Raw genomic sequence first — 17,020 nt, 5'->3', positions numbered from 1 at the left:
GTCCGGCGGCCGACGCACGGTGACGCCCATTGCCGCACGGGACGGCGGCTTCCCCGCACCGCTCACAGTCGGTGCGTCCTCTCGGCCATGCGGCCACGAGCGCCCGGCCCGGAACCCGGCACCCCGCAGGCCACGCCCGTTGAAAGCCACTTCCCGGGCAGCCGGACCCCGCAGTGCCTGCCGGCATCCCGGCCATCCGGCGGTGAGCGGCTTACGCGTCGCCGACGGGCCGGGGGGTGTCGTGGTCCGGGAAGAGGGTGGCGGCGACGTGGTGGGTGTCGGCGTATTCGATGACGGAGGTGATCTTGCCGTCGCGGACGGTGAAGATGCCGAGGCAGCGGTTGTCGTAGATGCTGCCGTGCACGGTCGTGGCCCTGGAGGTCCATTCGGCGACCACGCGGTCGCCCTCGGCGAGGGTGCTGACCAGGGCTATTTCCAGGCTGCCGGGGACGAAGGCGGGCCCCATGCCACCGAGGAAGTCGTTGATGATCGCGTCGCGGCCGTGCCACACCTTGGAGACCGGCAGGCTGCCGGGGTAGTGCCAGGTCGCGTCCTCGGCGAAGCTGTCGTGGATCACGTCGGCGTCGCCGTCGCGTACGGCCTCGACGTAGCGGATGACGACGGTCCGGGGGGCGGGGGTGCTGCTCATGGTCGTGCTCCTTGGTGTGGTCTGCGGGGTTTCCGGTCGAGGGACGGGTTCAGGACAGGGTGAGGACGGCCTTCCCGCGGATGCGGCGGTCGCGCAGGTCGGTCAGGGTTGTCGCGGTGGCAGCCCAGTCCGCGACGCGGCCGATCTCCGGGTGCAGACGGCCCTCGTCGGTCAGCCGGACCAGCGCCGCCAGGTCGTCGTCGAGGCGGGAGTCCGCGTCGAGGTAGTGGAAATGGCGGATGACGGCCGACTCAGGGCCGCTGAAGAAGTCGAAGAAGTCGAGCGTGGCAGGGGTACGGCTGGCCTGGCCGAACCAGATGAGCGTGCCGCGCCTGGCGAGCCGCGCCAGTGCGAGCGGGAGGGCCGGGCCGCCGGTCGACTCCAGCACGACGTCGTAGGGGCCGCGGGCGTCGGCGACGTCGTGGACGATTTCGGCGGCGCCGAGTCCGGCCAGCCGGGCGCCTCGTTCGGCGTCCCGGGTGACGGCGGTGACCTGTGCGCCCGCCGCGGCCGCAAGCTCCGTCACGTAGTGGCCCACACCGCCGGACGCACCGGTCAGCAGGACCCGGCGGCCCGGCACGGGCCCCGCGGCGCGCAGCAGCCGCAATGCGGTGAGCCCGGCCAGCGGCAACGCCGCGCCCTGGAGCACGGAGACGCCGTCCGGTAGTTCCGCGAGGGAGTCCGTCGGCACCGCCACGTATTCCGCCCAGCCGCCCGCCATGGGGTGGCCCACGACCCGGGTGATCCCGGCCGGTCCGCTTCCGTCGGCGGCCGGCTGCACCACCAGCCCGGCGATGTCCTTGCCGGGGCGCTCGCCGGGCACGGGCTTCTCCAACTTGAACGTCTCGCCCCGGTTGACCGAGAACGCCTCGACCTTAACCAGCGCCTCATGGGGGCGTGGGGTCGGCTCGGGGACGTCGGCGAGCACGACCGGCTCGGCGGGATCTCCTGTCGGTATCAGGGCCTTCATCGTGGTTCCCCTCCTCGTTGGCCTCCGGGGCCCTCCCCCGGTGCGGCGCCTGGTGCGGCGTCGAGGACCATCTGACCGGGTGGCGGGGCGGCCCGGCCAACAACGAAGTCGCCCGGCCGACAACGTGCGGTTGTCGCATAAGGTCAGCGGCATGGATCTTGACCTCGCCCTGGTCCGCACGTTCACCACGACCGCCGGGACGCTGCATTTCGGACGCGCGGCCGAAGAGCTGAACACCAGTCAGCAGGCGCTGTCCAAGCGCATCGCACGGCTGGAGGAGCTGGTGGCAGCCCGGCTGTTCGAGCGCGAGGGCGGCGTCCGGCTGACCGAGGCGGGCGAACGGTTTCTGCCGGCCGCGCATGAGGCGCTGGCGGCGGGCGAGCGCGCGATCGCGGCCGTGGGCGGCGCCGGTTCGGTCGTACGGATCGACACCTGGGGGCACCTCTACGCTCCGATGCGCACCGTCGCCCAGGCCGTGCAGGCGCTCGGGCCGGTGCGGCTGGAGCCCGGCCCGGGACGCGACTGGCCCTCGGTCGCGCAGGCGTTGCTGCGCGGCGAGAGCGACCTGGGCTTCGGCCGGGTGCACCCGCTACCCGACGGCCGCGATGCGGGCCTCACTCAGCGGCTGGTGCGGCTGGAGCCCGTCGACGCGCTGGTCGGCCCGTCCCATCCGCTGGCCGGCGCGAACGCGCTGCGCCCGGCCGACCTGCGCGGCAGCACCCTGTGGTGCCCGGCCGAACTGAGCCGCCTGGACTTTCTCCGCCGCTTCGCCGACCACTTCGCCCTCACCCGACGGCAGGACGGCCCCAACCTGGGCCTGGACCACCTCGTCCAGCACCTTCGCGGCGACGCCGGGAGCTTCACCCTCTTCCCCGCCGACGCGCCGCTCCCCGACCACGCGGGCCTGCGCGCCATCCCGCTCGTCGAACCGACCCCGCTGTACGCCTGGTCGCTGGCCTGGCGCGAATCCGCCCGCCATCCGCAGCTCGACACCCTGCTGCGCGGCTTCACCGAAACCGGCCGCTCCCGGCGCTGGCTCGACTACGCCCCCCAGCGCGACTGGCTCCCGGACACCGACCACGCGAAGCTCGCGGTTGACTAAGGCTTGTCCGATGGTTCCTGCCCGGCTCGCACCGGAGGAACAAGCACGGGACGCGACGTCAATGGACAGGGCTCGCACCGGTGTCAGTCGTCGTCGCTACGGTGCCTGTCATGACCGACATCTCTTTCTGGACGCACCCGCCCGAGACAGCCGTCCGCAGTTCGAACTCCGACGAATACATCATCACCCTCCTGGACCCGCCGCTGCCCGAGAGCACCGCCGAGTTGTCGCCTCACGACCACGGGCGGGCACGCGCGTTCGTTGAAGCCTTCCCTACGGTCGACGCGGTGCTGGAAGAACTTCCTCCCATGCCTGCGTCCGAGGCTCTGCATGCGGAGACGCTCTCAGACCTGGGTCTGATCACCATCGGCTGCTGGGGCAACGTGACCTGCATATCCGATCCGGCCCTCGCCACTTACGACGCCGGCATGACTCCGGTCCTGAATGAGGTCACAGCCCTCCACGAGCGCTACCCCAGTGCCCTGATCGTGGGGTCCGCTGCGCCCGACTTCGGCGAGACGCACACGGAGGACGTGATCTGTCTTCCCGACGGTCTGACGCTCTTTGCATCCGGGTTCCCCGCTTACGAAACCCCGTGGCACGTCGACGGCGACCCCCACACCATCCTGAACGCTCTCGGCATCGACCTGGCCGATCTGACTGATGAAGACCGCGAAGACCTCTACCTGGACGAAGAACCCCACCTCACCAACTGGGGGGCTCTGGGAGGACTGGTCCTTGAACACTGTGGCCGCAGGCTTCGAAACGGGCTTGAGATGTCCGTCTTCCGCGTCCGCCACACCGAGGACTACACCTCGATGATGGAGGAGATGTGGATGTGGACGCGCTAGGGATTTGTCCGGTGGGTCACGTTCGTAGCCACAGATGTATCGCTGCGACGGTGACAGTGCCTTGAAATACGTACGCTCTCTTGACGCCCCTATGGATGTCAACTGACCACTGTTAGTGGTGAGTTGTTTCTGTCCGGGATGATGGCCTGGTAGATCTCCCGGGCGACGTAGCGTTTGAGGCAACGGATGACTTCACGGCGTGTCTTGCCTTCTGTGACGCGTCGTTCCACGTAGCTGCGGGTACGGGTGTCCCAGCGCAGGCGGGCCAGCACGATGGTGTAGAGCGCGGAGTTGGCCTGGCGGTAGCCGCCGCGGTTGAGCCTGCGGCGGTGGGTCTTGCCTGAGGACGCCTCACAGGACTGACGCCGCAGAGGGCGGCAAAGGACGCTTCGCTGCCCAGCCGGCCGGGGTTGTCGCCGGCAGCCGTCAGCAGCGCGGCGGCAGTGTCCGGGCCGACTCCGTAGATGTTCAACAGCTTGGGTGCGCAAGCGTCGATCGCGGTGGTGACCCGGGCCGTGAGGTCGGCGATCTCTTCGGTGAGGTGCATGACTCGCCGAGCCAAGAGCCTGAAGGCGAACGGGTACGTCATCGGCTACCTGGCCGCCCCCGACATCAGCCAGCACCGCCGCTGGGATCTGATCGACGGGTCGCGGTACGGCGACCAGGACGACGCCCTGCGCCCGCGCATCATCCTGATCTGGGTGGCGGATGCCTACCGGCGCCAGCGCGTCGGCGCCACGCTCGTGCAGACACTCGCCGACGGCTTCGGGTGCCAGGTCGCCGACGTGTCCTGGTCCAGCCCGATCAGCGACGCGGGCGGGCGCCTCGCACGCCGGCTCTCATCCGACGGCATCTGGGTCAGCTGACCCGCCAGCAGACGGCCGTACCGCCGATCAGCGGGCACCAGCAGCGGTCAGGCACCGAAAGGGAGGCACCGCCCCAAAAGGTCGTCCCTATTGTGCGAGCTCCGCGCGCCACATTTCGAAGGGGGGACACCACCAGTACGACCCGCCGGACTCACGGATCCTCGCAGTCGATCACTGCCGCAGCATCCTGGCCCCCCTTTACATCGAGTACGTATCGCGCCGACGGCGGGAACATATGGGCGTCGAGGTGCGCGACACGCGGCGGGGCCGGGCCCGATGTTCCTGCCCGGCCCCGCGCGCAGTCGCCGTAGGTCGTGTCCGCAATGTCAGGAGAGCCAGATCCTGAGGCAGGCGAGGGCGACTACGGCTTTGTTTCGACAAGGCCCGCACCACAAAACGGCCCAACCCCGCGCCTGAGCGCACGACGAGATCCACGACAAAGAGGCCACATACAGCCGACGAATCTCTGACGCAGGTCACTGATGGTTCCGCTCTGTACAGGGAACACGCCCCCGCAAAGCCGCCGCGAGGCCGTTCAACCGCAAGCGGGTGGCGCCGCGCAGGTGGGGGAAGTCGTGCTCGGGCTCCGCGGAAGGGGTGAGGAAGGCTGCTTGCTCGGTCCACCTCAGGTGGGTGCCGTCGGCCTCTGGATGCAGTTCGACGGTCACCAGTGAGGTCCAGCGCGGCACGTCGTCCACGCGGGAGGTGTACGCGTACACGATCCTCGACCCCGACGTGAGGTCGAGGTACCGGGCTTCGTAGGCGAGCCGTTCCGGGGGTGCTCCTGGAACCGTGAAGACGCTGGACGCCGTCTCCCCTCCGTTCACCGTTGAAGTCGTGGTGGTACGACACTTGGCGACCGGGCAGTCTGAACCACTGGCGCCGGACCGGTGTGTCGGCGAAGGCTTCGAAGACCGCGCCCGGAGGCGCGGCCAGATGCACTTCGACCATGAAGGTCTCGTGCCGCGCCTCAGGGACCGCCGGCCAGCAGGGTCAGCTCGGCGCGCAGCTACTTCCGTGGGGTGCTCATCACGGCCTCCAGGCCGGGCGCGACCCCGTTCGAGGCCTCGAACGGGGTGAGAAAGTCCGGGAAGTAGCCGTGCTGCGGCACCAACGGGAGCAAGGTGCGCAACGGTCCGGGACCGTGCCGCACCGCATGCTGCCGCCAGGCGGCGAGCGCCGGCTCGGCCCGGCCCTCGCGCAGGCTGTGCAGGCTCAGCACGGTCTCCCAGAGCGGGTCGGCCCCGTCGGCCACTCTCGTACGGAGCAGATCCTGCGCGGCGAAGTGCACTCGTAGCACGCCATCCCCCGGTGCTCATCCGTCCGCCGCTCCCCCGAACGCCGTGCACACGAGGATCCTTCGCGGGGTCGGCGGCCGCAAGGGAGACACGCGAGAAAGTTGAAACTTGGAGTGAATTGGGTTACGGGGGTGGAGGCGGGTAGCTGGGGACCAGGCTTGTGGCCGAACGACCTGAGGAATGGCTGGGGTTGGTGGAGATGTTCCTCGCCCGGCATGGGCTGTGAGCCGCGGGAACAAGGACGCCTTCGCCCGCTCTTCAGGCGAGGTCAGTCAGACGTTGGGGACGCGCAGCCGGTCCCAACTGGACTTGCCGGGGACGCCGTCGGCATCACTGCCCGAGAAGTGGAGTTTGTGCTGCCAGGCGGCGTAGGACTTCACATCGCCCGAGCCCCACACGTCGGTGTTACTGGTGGACTCGTATCGATCGCAGCCTTCGGCGACGAGCCGCTTGTGCATCGCGGCGATGATCGGCGATTTCTGTCCGGTGTGGAAGAACGACGCACCGGGGAACGGCTCGAACTGCGGCTTGGTCGTCGGCTGCTCCCCGTGCTCGGTGCTCGGCCCGTCCACGCCGGGCCAGAAATCCGCCACGACCGACCTGTCAAATCCAGGGGTGTTCTCGAACTGCTTGGCGATGGCGCCGCCCGGGATCTGGGCCACGCCGTCGAAATGCGCCACCCAGTAGTTCGGCTCGGTGACCCCGCTCCGGCGAAACTTCTCACGCACCGTGGGCAATGTGGAGGTGTTGCAGTAGACGGTCAGCTCCTTGTTGGGTGTGTCGGCCATGGTGTGGGTGCACCAGAAGACCGCGCCGTCCGGATCGGCACAGCCGGGCTCCACGTCCAGGACCTGCGCCCTGGTCTTGCGGCTGATCGCGATCGACACCCGCTTCGCGTGCGGGAACCGCGCCGCCATCTTGTTCATGTTGGCGAACTTGCCATCGGCGTACCCAGCCACCATCGTCGCGGTGGACGGGATTTTGCTGGGCGTGACCGCGTCGAACATCGTGCGCGTCATGGTCGCCTCCTTTGCCGAGATGCTCGCGGGCACGATCGGCCAGATTTCGGACGCCGCGCGCCCCGGGTACCGCGGCTCGACGGCGTCTCCAGCCCTCGGGCCCGCGCCGTAACACAACACCTAATTCCATGGAACCACTCCCTGGGCGTTCGGCAATCCGAGGCTGCCTGCAGGACGGCGGAGACGGCCAGGGCCGCCGGGATGGTGAGGGTGTAGAAGCACGCCAGAGTGAGCGGCAGTACGAGCGTGGAAGCGGTGAGCCAGTCGTCCCAGAAGCCCCGGAAATCCCGGAAGCCGTAGATCAGGGGTTGAGTGGGGGTTGAGTGGGGGGTTGACGGCGGTACGGGGGAAGGCGATCAGGCCAATGACCGTTCTTCCGTGGGCTGTTGGGGTACGGCACCTGTACCCGCACCTGTACCCGTACTCGCGCTCGGGAGGAGTGGGCGCAGATTACGGCCGCGGCGGCGCGCAACCACAGCCTCATCGAGCATCAGGGCGGAAGGGGAAGGCCGGATCAGCCGGGCGTGGCAGGGGCAGGGGGCGCATTTATCAAGTGCGTCACTTTAACAAGTGCGCCACTTTAACTCGTAGTTGAGGTTTGGATGGCTCGGTGTACTCCGAATGGGTGGATATCTTAGGGCGCTATGGCGTGGCGGGTCTGGCCTGTGGGTCACTGTGGGTAAGGGGGATCGTCCACCCGCGCTGATCTGGAGGGCACTTACCTTGATCGAGACGCTGAACATCGAGACCGATGACGTGTACGAGGCCCCGGTGCTGGTCGAGGCCGGGGACTTCGCCGATCTCACCCAGGGCGGCAATTTCGGCAACTGGCCCGAGGGCGGCGGCTTCTGGTTCTTGGCCTGACCTGATGTACGGCTGCCCCTGCGTGGCCCTCGTGCAGTGCAGGCCGGCCCCGTCGCTCCCCGGCGGTCCCGTCTTTTGAGGGCCGCCGGGGAGCGGTGTTCGTTGTGGCGAGCGAAGTTCGGGCGGGTGTCTTGTATCGGAGGGGTTGACTGCGTGGTGAGTGTTTCGCCGGCATGCTGGTTTGTGGTGCTCCCGGACCGGCCGTTGCCGTCGGGCTTGTCAGCGCGGCTGCGGGAGCGGGCCACCGGGGCAGTGTTGTATCCGTCGGGGCGGGCCTGGCTGCTGGGTTCGTGGGCGGCGGAGGAGATGGCCACGGTGTCGGCGGGTGAGCGGCTGCTGGCCGTCGTTGGTACGTCCTCGACCACCGCCGCCGATCTGATGACTCGGCTGAAGAGCGTGGGTATGGTCGCGGACCTGGAGGCGGCGCTGCACGGCGTGCAGGGCAGTTTTCATGTGGCCGCGTCGCTGAACGGGCGTGGATATGTACGCGGTAGTGCCTCCGGGGCCCGCCGCCTCTACCGGGCGGCAGTAGCAGGGGTGACAGTGTGCGCGGACCGGGCGAGCACGCTGGCCTGGCTCACGGGCAACGAACCGGACATCGCCCAGCTCTCCGCTCGCCTCGCCGCCCCGCATCTGCCGCACCCACTGGCCGACGCCGCGATGTGGACCGGAGTGGAGACCGTCCCGCCGGGCGAGGCACTGAACCTGGAGCCCGACGGGGCCTGTCGTACGGCCGCGTGGTGGCAGCCACCGCCTGCTGAACTTCCCCTCGCCGAAGGGGCATTGCGCCTACGCGAGGTCCTGCGCGATGCGGTGGCACTGCGTGTGCGTCCCGGGCAGGTGCTCGGAGCAGATCTGTCCGGTGGCATGGACTCGACCTCTCTGTGCTTCCTGGCCGCTGAGGCCGGAGCGTCGCTGGTCACCTCGACCCTGCACTGGAAAGCGCCTGGCAACCAGGACCACCACTACGCCGCGTACGCGGCGAAGCACCTGCCCCGCGTCGAAGCCCTGGTCTTCCCCTCGGCCGAACTGCCCGCCTGCTTCACCGGTCTGGACGAGCGGCGCGATCCCGGGCAGGAGCCCGCGGCGACGCTGCGCGACCTGGCCCGGCGGCAGCATACGGCCCGCGAGATGCGTGCCCGGGGAGCCGTGCTCCGTCTCTCGGGATACGGTGGCGACCACACGGTGGTGCCCCCCTCCGCCTACGTCCACGCCCTGCTACGCCGCAGTCCGCGCACGGCACTGCGGCATGCGGCGGGTTTCAAGGCGCGCTCGCGGTGGCCGCTCGGGGCAACGGCGCGCATGTTGCTGGGCGCGGCCCCCTACCCGTCCTGGCTCACCACGGCCGGAGCCCGGTTACGGAAGCCCGTAGTGGACGCGACCGAGCCCCAGACGTGGGGGGCGCGGCCAGTGCTTCCCGTGTGGGCGAGCGAGCAGGCCGCTGACCAGCTCGCTGCGCTGTTGCTCTCCGCCGCCGGCCAGACACGGCCATTGGCAGCCGACTTCGGCCAGCACGCCTGGATCCACCAGATGCGCGAAGCCGGACGGATCGCAGGACTGCTCCACGACGCCGAAACCTCGATGGACCTGCCGGTGGACAGCCCGTTCTGCGACGACTCGGTGATGAACGCCTGCCTGGCGGTCCGGCCCGAGGAGGCGGGCGGTCCCCGGTCCTACAAGCCGTTGCTGGCCGCGGCCATGGACGGCCTGGTCCCCCCGTACCTCCTGGCCCGCACCACCAAGGACCACTGTGGCCCCGACTGGTACCACGGACTGAAGGCCCACCGCCGCCAGCTCGCCGACTGGGCTGACACCTCGCACCTGGTCGCCGCCGGCATCGCCGACGAGAACGAGCTGCGACGTGTACTGCTCAACCCCGGACTGCAGAGCGGGGGCGGTGCACCTGAACTGGAGAACACCCTGGGCACCGAGGCGTGGCTGCGCGACCTGGCGGCCCATCCCGTCCCCGCCCACCTCACCGCCCGCCACCCCCAGGAGGAGGACCCCGTTGATACGGCTGCGCTCTGATGTCTCCAGCTGTTCCACCGAGGACGGCATGGTCCTGCTCGACGAATGCAACGGTCGCTACTGGCAGCTCAACGCTACCGGCGCGACCGTCCTTCGGGCCCTCCTGGGCGGTGCCACCCCTCAACAGGTCTCCGAGAGGCTCGCCGCCGCCCGCCCCGTCACCGGCGAGCGTGCCGCGGCCGACGTCGCGGCCCTGATCGACCACCTCACCCGCGCCGGGCTGACGGCGGACGCCCGGTGAACCAGGTCCTCGACACCGACGGGATTCGGCCTCCGCTACGTCGCCGTATCGCCGCCTGCTCGGCGGTAGCCGCGGCACGGCTGCTGGCCCATCTTCCGCCCAAGCGGTTGCAAGCCGTCCTGCGCGTGGCACGGCGTGGAGTCGGGCCCGCCGACTACACCACCACTCTCCAGGCCCGCCAGGATGTAACAGCCGTCAGCGTCCTGTGCTCCGGCCGATACTGCCTTCAACGTTCCCTGGCAACCGCCCTGTTGTGTCGTCTGCGCGGCGCATGGCCGACCTGGTGCACCGGAGTGCGCACACCGCCCTTCGCCGCCCATGCCTGGGTCGAGGCCGACGGCCAACGCGTCGGTGAATCCGAGGACGCCGCCACCTACCGGACCATGCTCACCGTCCCCCCGCGGCAGACTCGATGCTGACCGAGGCCAGCGAGCGAATCGCCGCCGGTGGAGAGGGCCACCTGACCTGCCGCCGACCGCTACCGCGCCGCTGCTGCCGAGTTCTCCCTTCGCTACGCCGGGACCTACATCGGCGAGCGCGAGCTGCGGGCCTTGGTCGCTACCCCCGCCTCCATGCCTAGGAAGACCCCAGAGCCTTCCTGACCTGCAATCACGAGGCGTTCACCGCCCTGTGCAACCCGGACCGCAGCCGCCCCCTCGGCGCCGGCCGGTCCACCCCGACCACTCCCGCTGCAACCCGGCCTGCCTCAACATCAGCCGCACCGACACCCGAGCGCGAACGATGGTGGAGTCCACGGCCAACACCCAATCGAGCTGGCCCCCGGTATCTCCTCGGGACACCAACGCGGTGAACACCTTCTGCCAAGTCCCGTCGATCGCCCGGTTGCGCAGCCGGGTGTAAACGCCCTTCCAGGACCCGTACTCCGGCGGAAGGCGCCGCCATTGCGCGCCGGCCTGGTACTTCCATGCGATCGCGTCGATCGCCTGCCGGTGATCGCGCCACCGGCCGCCGCGACGCGGCGACCGGTCAGGGAGCAATGGCTCGATCCACGCCCACTGGGCATCCGTCAACGGCACATCCACACAACGATCAGACGATCTTTAAAGACACGATCCAGGCACCACCTCGGACGTGTCACGAGGCGCGCGGCAGCGCGAGCCAGTCCTGCCAGGTAATGTCGCGGCCCAGATAACGGGGCTGCTGGAAGGGCCAGTCGGCGGCGATCCACTGCGGCACCAGCGCTTCGAGCGCGCGCTCCACCTCGCCGCCGGCGAGGTCGTCCACCACCCACCAGGAGACCTCTCCGTCGGAGCCGGTGCGCTCGGGCGGGTCGATGTAGACGCAGCCGAGGATCGCCGTCTCCTCCTCGTCCAGCAGCGCGTAGTTGAACGACTGGTGCGCGGCTATCTCCTTCTCGTGCCGCAGCAAGTCGATGCGGTCCTCTTCATAGGTCATCGTCTCCTTGGGCCAAGCCCAGGCCGGGCCGAAGATCTCCCACAAGCGCTCTCGGGAGCCCATCACGGCGGGGTAGTCGAGCGCGGTGTCCGCCTCCCGGATCGGCCGCAGGTGAACCGCGGTGTCGGGCACGGGCACGTGGACGGGGTGGACGAAGTCGTCAGGCAGCCAACTCATAAGGTCCGACGCTACAGCCGGTCGGCGCGGGATATCCAGGCGGAGCAGGCGCCCCGGCGGCAGCCACCGGGCTTCGACAAGACCGTCCGCATCTACCAAGCCGCCCTGTACATCGCCCGCGCTGTACATCGCAGCAATCTTCCTCTGGACCAAGTGATCCAACAGACAGGCTCTAGAAACTAGGAGCTGTCCGGCCGATCATGTGCGAAGCCAGGTGACCAGGGCGGTGGAGCGCAGTCAGGTCTGCTGGATGGCGTCATCGGCCTTGGTCTGCGACCCCAGCAGCCGGTTCGCGACCGCCTGCGAGGTGGGCCCGGTAATCCTCGAAGCCGTCGTTCGGAAAGATTTCTCCGTCCATCCGTCACGTTCTCCCGTCGGGGCCCGTCAGTGAAGTAACGCAGACCGACAGAGGGAAGGACAACACGATGCTGACAAACATCATGTACGTGACGCTCTATATCACCGACCAGGACCGCGCGCTGAGGTTCTACACGGAACAGCTCGGCCTGGAGAAGCGCGTCGACTACCCGGGCCCCGACGGACGCTTCCTCACCGTAGGCGTCCCCGGCAGTCCGATCGAGATCATGCTCTGGCCTCACGCCGCCGCCTCGGACCAGCCGGCCGAGCGGCAGCCGGGCGTCACCCCCGGTCCGCTCTTCCTCGAATCGGACGACCTGCGGGCAGACTTCAAGGTGCTCCGCGACCGCGGCGTGACCTTCGACCAGCCCGAACCGGAGGACTACGGGTTCGGGGTCCGCATCGAGGCAGTGGATCCGGACGGCAACCGGATCTCGCTGCGCCAGCGCGCAGCCTGGCAAAGCCGTGGCGATNTGGCAAAGCCGTGGCGATGGCTGAGCGTTCGTAGGCCCGGGGTGGCTGGCGTCGTCCGGCGCCAGCCACCCCGGGATCGAAACGATGATTGCGATAAACGCGACAGTGTTGAACACAGCCCCTAACCCTGACGAGGTGCTCCAGCATGCCGATGAAGATCGACTCGGTGATTGCACGACAGCGCGTTGACGACCTGGAAGCGGCCATCCCTTTCTACGAGCGGCTGACCGGCCAGACGGCCGACCGCTTCAACTTCGCCGGTGTGCATCTGGCGAGTGTCGGGCCCTTCCTTCTGTTCTGCGGTCCGGACGAGGCAGTGCAGAGGGTCGCCGGAGTGAGTGCCACTCTGGCGGTCGCAGATCTGGCCGCTGCCGTCGAGGAAGGGGTTGCAGCCGGTGCCACCGTGCTGATGCCGGCGCAACCCACCCCCAACGGTCACCGAGCGGTGCTGCGGCACCCTCACGGGGGTGTGTACGAATACGTCGGCCCCTGAGCCAAGAGTTGTCCGATCGGTCATGTGACTGTCGCCTGGTCGGACCGTTGTCCTGAGCGTGCGGCGGGACGAACGCGGCAATCTGTCGGATACGGAGCGGGAACGGCTGCGGCCGTTCCTGCCGGTGAGCAACGGGCGGTGTGGGCGGTGACGTGATCACAGGCAGGTGATCGACGGGATTCTGCACCGGGTGCGGACCGGAGTACCGTGGCGCGATCTGCCGAAGCGGTTCGGGCCGTGGAAGACGGTCTACGAGCGCCATCGGCTCTGGGTCGGCCGACGGCACCTGGGAACGGCTGCTGCAGCAGGTTCAGGCCGTGGCCGACGCGGCGGGTGAGATCGACGAGGACGTCTCAGTGGACTCCACTATCGTGCGGGCGCATCAGCACGCGGCCGGTGCACGTACCGACCCGCCGTCCGCGCCCGCCGCGCCACAGGGGGACGAGGCGGCAGAACACCAGGATGAGACACCGTGGCAGAGCCTGGCCGGCCGGCTGGTGGAGGTGGTGAGCGAGGTGAGGGCCTGGGCCGCTCGCGCGGCGGCTTCAGCAGCAAGATCCACCTGAGCGCCGACGGACGCTGCCGCCCGCTGTCCCTGATCGTCACGCCGGGTCAGCGGGCAGACTGCACCCAGTTCGTGCCGGTGCTGGAGAAGGTCCGGGGCCCCCGGCTCGGGCTGGGCCGGCCCCGCAAGAAACCCGACAGCGTCGCGGCCGACAAGGCTTACAGCAACGGCCCCCTCCGCGAGTACCTTCGACGGCGGGGCATTCACCACACCATCCCTGAGAAGACCGACAGCCAGGCCGCCCGCCTGCCCAGAGGCTCACGCGGCGGACGGCCACCCGGTTTCGACGAGGACCGCTACAAGAAACGCAACACCGTCGAACGGGCGATCAACCGCCTGAAGCAGTCCCACGCGGTCGCCACGCGCTACGACAAGCGCGGCTACGTCGTTCTCGGCACCGCCACTGCAGCGGCTCTCGCCATCTGGCTACGAACTTGATCGACCGGGCAGGTCCTCAAAGCCACACCCGACACCCCTGGGCGGCTGTGACGACGTGACACGGCAGTTGGAACCAGTCGGCTGCAGTGACCTGGGCTTCCTCGCCGCGTGTGACACGCTAGTTGGAACCGAATCGCCAAGATTTTTGGCACCAAGCGGTCAATTGTCAACCTCGTTGGCATCAGTTCCGAAGACTGGGCTCTGGAGACAGAGGTGGCTGCGCTCCTGAAGGCGTGGAACAGAGCGAAGGTCATTGCGGGGCAGCTCCCCCGGCCGACCTGAGTCCGGCCGTGCCGTTGTCGTCACACCAGGACTTCTGGGAAGACTTGCTTCGCCCTGAGCCGGTTAACAGGAGCCGGGCGGGGGTGGAGCTCGGTGAGGGCTGGCCTGGTCGATGAGCGGCGTCCTGGAAGTCCAGCGGGGAGAGCGTCTCATGTTCGGTGCGGGAGCTGATGCTCAAGCCCTTGATGGGCACTCATCCGATGCGCTGGTTCTCCTGGCAGCGCGGGATCCAGCGCCGGCACGTCTGTGACTGACCGCTTGAGCTGGCCCTTCGCGGCTGAGTTGGCCCGCCTGAGCGTCGTGGTTGGCTCCAGGCAGGCGTGACGCCCGACACCCCGCGGGCCAACCTGGAGGCTCGGCCACACCAACCTCCTTGACCTCAACCGAACTTTAGGTAGGAGCCTGGGAGGCATGACAAACAACACCGCCGCTCCCCATGGCTCCTTTCCTTCACACACCGGATCGTCCGCTCCGCAGCAAGCCGACATCGGCCTGCTGTCCGACGCCACGCTCGATGAGCTTGCCGAGAAGATCGCCGCTGCGACAACGATCGTCGGCATCGGGGAGTCCACCCGATTCTCCCGGGAAACCTTCGGGGTACGGGACCAACTCTTCCGCAGGCTGGTCCAGCGCCACGGGTTCCGGGCGCTGGCCATACAGGACAGCGCCGGCGTCGCCGCTGACCTCGACAGGTACGTGCACGCAGGCGAGGGTGATGCCGCATCCGCCCTCGACGGCGCCTGGCGCCCCTGGCGCACCGTCGAGATGGCCGCGACATTGGAGTGGATCCGGGCGTTCAACCGGGAGCACCCGAACGACCCCATCCGGATCTTCGGTGTGAAACCCGTGCAGGCGCAGCCCGAGGACTACGACGCCGTCCTGGATCACGTACGTGGGTCGGCCCCGGAACGGCTGGCGGAGGTGGCGTCCCACCTGGCACCGATCCGGACAGCTCACCACACCGATGAGCACGTGCAGCGCGCCCGGGGAATCCACCCGGGGCGCCCGTTCGCCGACCATGCCCGCGAAGCGCTCGCGCTGATCCGGCCGTTGCTCGACGCCGACCACGCCGACGGCATCCTGGCGCGGATGCGTATGATCGTCGACTTCCACGAACGCAGCGTCGCCGGGCGAGGCTTGTCCACGGACGATGTCGCCGTATGGGCTGGTGCCATCGGCGACTACCAGCGTCGGACCGGTCTGCGGATAGTCTACTGGGATGGGATCGGTCACACTTCGGCGACCGCGGTGACCAGCCCGCTGGCTCCCGAGCGTGGTCCGCAGCCCAGCGAAGGCAGCCTGCTGCGCAAGTGGTACGGCGCGCAGTACGTCTCCGTGGCGATCGGATTCCATCACGGAGACCTCGGTGTCGCCGTGGTCCCGGAGCCGGCCGGAGATCTGATCGACGCGAGGCTCGGCGAGACGGATCTGCCCGCCCACTGGCTGGACCTGCGTCGCGACGCGGTGCGTCGCCGTTGGGACGGACCGGCGAAGGCCCGCGTTATCAGCGGCGTCTACGACCCGTCCCGCGACGCCGACGAGCACCTCGCCGTTGCTTCCCTTGCCGATGCATTCGACGTGCTCATCCACATCCGCCGGGTGACCCCAGTGCGATGGTTGCCGTGAGCAGCACCCCACTATCGACCCGACACCGAGGTCGATCGACTGGGCCACTCGCGAAGAGAACGTACGGCGGCTGAGGCAGAGGATCTTCAAGGCGACGCAGGAAGAGGACTGGAAGAAGGTCCGCAACTTGCAGAAGCTCATGCTGCGGAGCCGAAGCAACACGCTGGTCAGCGTGAAACGGATAACGCAGCAGAGCAGTGGTCGCAAGACCGCTGGCATCGACGGGGAGCGAGCCCTCACCCCTAAGGCGAGGGGCGAGCTGGCGGCCGGGATCCACCGGTCGTCGAAGCACTGGAAGGCCAGGCCGGTCAAACGAGTGTTCATCCGCTAGAGCAACGGGAAACAGCGACCGCTCGGCATCCCGGTCATCCGTGACCGGGTCCTCCAGGCCCGCGTGAAGAACGCGCTGGAGCCCGAGCAGGAAGCGCGGTTCGAGCCGAGGTCATATGGCTTTAGGCCCGGCCGCAGCTGCCAGGACGCGATATCCGCGATCTTCCGGACGGCGAAGGGCAAGAACCCGAAACGTCTGTGGGTCCTGGACGCGGACCTATCGGCGGCATTCGACCGCATCGACCACGACCACCTCATGACCATGCTCGGCCAGTTCCCCGCCAGGGACCTGATCTCGGGATGGTTGAAGGCTGGCGTGATCGACCGCGGCCGACTTGCGCCTACAGAGGAGGGCACTCCTCAAGGCGGTGGTGCGACGTGAGGTCGCACGTTGTGAGTGATTGCACCTTTGGAGGTTCGACGATGTCGATGGTGTAGGTCCTGATCAGTGTCCATGTGATCAGTCCCCACCCCGACGTGCGTTGCTGGTAACGGCAGGGTGCGGAGCTCGGGGGAAAGCCGGAGGGCTCCCGTTCCATCCGGGAGTTACGGGCGAGGGGAAGGCCGGGCGGGTGAAGGTGACTGAACCCTTGGTTGATGTCTCGAGACTGAGGACCTCTGCGATGGGTTGTGTCAGCAGGGCAGTAGGGCTGGCCGTTGCGAAACGGCAGGTGCCGGGCGGGCCACTCCCGTTCGCCCGGAAGGACACCACCGCCCCCAGGATATAAAGGGCACCCACCCCGGTCGTATCTCACACGTGCGGAACACGGAAACCCCGGCTGGGGTCCAAGTCGGCATACGCCGTTCTTGGTAGGCCAACCGAGAGGGAGGCGGATATCCCCAGTGGGACAGGATGGTTCAAAAAGCGAACGCCGGCGGCCGAAAGGCAGCAGGAAACCGGGAGAGTTGCCACGGCTTCCAGTGGTCTCCCGCATAACTGGCCGGATACGGGACTTGGTACCCGGCCCGCAAGG

General features: G+C 68.5%; 16 protein-coding genes and 4 pseudogenes. 12 read left to right on the top strand and 8 right to left on the bottom strand.

Features of this window, described 5'->3' with window-relative positions; all coding sequences use genetic code 11:
• Positions 1-211: 211 nt before the first annotated feature.
• The gene (locus tag DY245_RS32050; protein WP_128510697.1) at positions 212-649 is read right to left on the bottom strand and encodes a nuclear transport factor 2 family protein; all 438 of its coding nucleotides are present in this window, start codon (positions 647-649) and stop codon (positions 212-214) included.
• A 49-nt stretch (positions 650-698) separates the two neighbouring features.
• Positions 699-1,619 (bottom strand): zinc-binding dehydrogenase, encoded by a 921-nt coding sequence (locus tag DY245_RS32045; RefSeq protein WP_128510696.1) that lies wholly within the window; start codon positions 1,617-1,619, stop codon positions 699-701.
• Positions 1,620-1,770: 151 nt separating this feature from the next.
• On the opposite strand from DY245_RS32045, the gene DY245_RS32040 reads away from it, so the two are divergent.
• Positions 1,771-2,721 (top strand): LysR family transcriptional regulator, encoded by a 951-nt coding sequence (locus DY245_RS32040; protein WP_128510695.1) that lies wholly within the window; start codon positions 1,771-1,773, stop codon positions 2,719-2,721.
• 110 nt (positions 2,722-2,831) lie between these two features.
• Complete coding sequence (locus DY245_RS32035) at positions 2,832-3,572, top strand: DUF6333 family protein (protein WP_128510694.1); 741 nt, start codon at positions 2,832-2,834, stop codon at positions 3,570-3,572.
• Between the two features lie 98 nt (positions 3,573-3,670).
• Here the strand turns inward: DY245_RS32035 and DY245_RS32030 are convergent.
• Positions 3,671-4,140, bottom strand: a pseudogene (locus DY245_RS32030) (transposase); the annotation flags it as partial.
• Between DY245_RS32030 and DY245_RS32025 the strand changes: the two are divergent.
• Positions 4,118-4,438 carry a GNAT family protein gene (locus tag DY245_RS32025; RefSeq protein WP_128510693.1) on the top strand — a complete coding sequence of 107 codons (321 nt, stop codon included), beginning with the start codon at positions 4,118-4,120 and terminating at the stop codon, positions 4,436-4,438. The pseudogene DY245_RS32030 and the gene DY245_RS32025 overlap by 23 nt on opposite strands.
• A gap of 476 nt (positions 4,439-4,914) precedes the next feature.
• Here the strand turns inward: DY245_RS32025 and DY245_RS45445 are convergent, their stop codons facing one another.
• From DY245_RS45445 to DY245_RS44830, 3 genes are all read right to left on the bottom strand, one after another.
• Entirely contained in the window at positions 4,915-5,136 is a 222-nt protein-coding gene (locus DY245_RS45445; protein ID WP_220377973.1) for an SRPBCC family protein, read from the bottom strand.
• Positions 5,137-5,447: 311 nt separating this feature from the next.
• On the bottom strand, positions 5,448-5,738 hold the full coding sequence (locus DY245_RS32015; protein WP_244943400.1) for a hypothetical protein: 291 nt from the start codon (positions 5,736-5,738) through the stop codon (positions 5,448-5,450).
• Positions 5,739-6,008: 270 nt separating this feature from the next.
• Positions 6,009-6,755, bottom strand: a complete 747-nt coding sequence (locus DY245_RS44830; protein WP_181923968.1) for a peptidoglycan-binding protein — start codon at positions 6,753-6,755, stop codon at positions 6,009-6,011.
• Between the two features lie 723 nt (positions 6,756-7,478).
• Here DY245_RS44830 and DY245_RS44825 point away from each other — a divergent pair.
• The 4 genes from DY245_RS44825 (at position 7,479) to DY245_RS31990 (ending at position 10,307) form a co-directional block, all read left to right on the top strand.
• Positions 7,479-7,619, top strand: coding sequence for a lasso RiPP family leader peptide-containing protein (locus tag DY245_RS44825; RefSeq protein WP_181923967.1), 141 nt, complete (start codon positions 7,479-7,481; stop codon positions 7,617-7,619).
• A gap of 156 nt (positions 7,620-7,775) precedes the next feature.
• Positions 7,776-9,647: an asparagine synthase-related protein gene (locus DY245_RS32000; protein WP_128510691.1), complete on the top strand. Its 1,872-nt coding sequence runs from the start codon at positions 7,776-7,778 to the stop codon at positions 9,645-9,647.
• Complete coding sequence (locus DY245_RS31995; protein ID WP_342354232.1) at positions 9,628-9,888, top strand: lasso peptide biosynthesis PqqD family chaperone; 261 nt, start codon at positions 9,628-9,630, stop codon at positions 9,886-9,888. The genes DY245_RS32000 and DY245_RS31995 overlap by 20 nt, the downstream gene beginning before the upstream one ends.
• Positions 9,885-10,307 (top strand): lasso peptide biosynthesis B2 protein, encoded by a 423-nt coding sequence (locus DY245_RS31990; protein ID WP_128510690.1) that lies wholly within the window; start codon positions 9,885-9,887, stop codon positions 10,305-10,307. Before DY245_RS31995 ends, DY245_RS31990 begins: the two co-directional genes overlap by 4 nt.
• Before the next feature lie 201 nt (positions 10,308-10,508).
• Here DY245_RS31990 and DY245_RS31985 read toward each other — a convergent pair whose 3' ends face one another.
• A complete protein-coding gene (locus tag DY245_RS31985) occupies positions 10,509-10,931 on the bottom strand; it encodes a transposase (protein ID WP_128510689.1) in 423 nt (140 codons plus the stop codon).
• A 52-nt stretch (positions 10,932-10,983) separates the two neighbouring features.
• Positions 10,984-11,481, bottom strand: coding sequence for a GNAT family N-acetyltransferase (locus DY245_RS31980; RefSeq protein WP_128510688.1), 498 nt, complete (start codon positions 11,479-11,481; stop codon positions 10,984-10,986).
• A 425-nt stretch (positions 11,482-11,906) separates the two neighbouring features.
• On the opposite strand from DY245_RS31980, the pseudogene DY245_RS31975 reads away from it, so the two are divergent.
• The 5 genes and pseudogenes from DY245_RS31975 to DY245_RS31955 form a co-directional block, all read left to right on the top strand.
• Positions 11,907-12,311 (top strand): annotated as a pseudogene (locus tag DY245_RS31975) (VOC family protein); the annotation flags it as partial.
• Between the two features lie 146 nt (positions 12,312-12,457).
• On the top strand, positions 12,458-12,805 hold the full coding sequence (locus tag DY245_RS31970) for a VOC family protein (RefSeq protein WP_244943399.1): 348 nt from the start codon (positions 12,458-12,460) through the stop codon (positions 12,803-12,805).
• 58 nt (positions 12,806-12,863) lie between these two features.
• A pseudogene (locus DY245_RS31965) lies at positions 12,864-13,808 on the top strand (IS5 family transposase).
• A 693-nt stretch (positions 13,809-14,501) separates the two neighbouring features.
• Positions 14,502-15,716 carry an erythromycin esterase family protein gene (locus DY245_RS31960; RefSeq protein WP_128510687.1) on the top strand — a complete coding sequence of 405 codons (1,215 nt, stop codon included), beginning with the start codon at positions 14,502-14,504 and terminating at the stop codon, positions 15,714-15,716.
• A 13-nt stretch (positions 15,717-15,729) separates the two neighbouring features.
• Positions 15,730-16,416: pseudogene (locus DY245_RS31955) on the top strand (reverse transcriptase N-terminal domain-containing protein); the annotation flags it as partial.
• Positions 16,417-17,020: the final 604 nt, after the last annotated feature.

It is taken from the genome of Streptomyces inhibens, assembly GCF_003389455.1.
Classification (GTDB): Bacteria; Actinomycetota; Actinomycetes; order Streptomycetales; family Streptomycetaceae; genus Streptomyces; species Streptomyces inhibens.
This window is presented reverse-complemented; position numbering and strand designations above follow the sequence as displayed.